Source organism: Streptomyces sp. JJ38, assembly GCF_019303475.1.
Classification (GTDB): domain Bacteria; phylum Actinomycetota; class Actinomycetes; order Streptomycetales; family Streptomycetaceae; genus Streptomyces.
The window spans coordinates 1-261 of sequence record NZ_JABLSI010000115.1; the positions used below are offsets into that span (position 1 = coordinate 1).

General features: G+C 69.3%; 1 protein-coding gene. It reads left to right on the top strand.

Annotated elements, in window-relative coordinates; translation table 11 throughout:
- Window positions 1-261 (top strand): beta-ketoacyl synthase N-terminal-like domain-containing protein (locus HPT28_RS26490; RefSeq protein WP_306824678.1); only part of this gene is annotated, 261 nt, incomplete at both ends.

The window sequence follows — 261 nt, forward strand, 5'->3', positions numbered from 1 at the left end:
CCCAACGCGGAACCCGCACCGGCGTCTTCACCGGCCTCATGTACCACGACTACGGGAACGGCACGGATGCGGACGCGGAAGGCATCGCCGGTCACGTCCTGACCGGTACCCAGGCCAGCGTCGCTTCGGGCCGGTTGTCCTACACGTTCGGGTTCGAGGGACCTGCGGTGACCGTGGACACCGCCTGCTCCTCCTCCCTCGTCGCCCTCCACCTCGCCGCACAATCCCTACGCTCCGGCGAAAGCGACCTCGCCCTCGCCG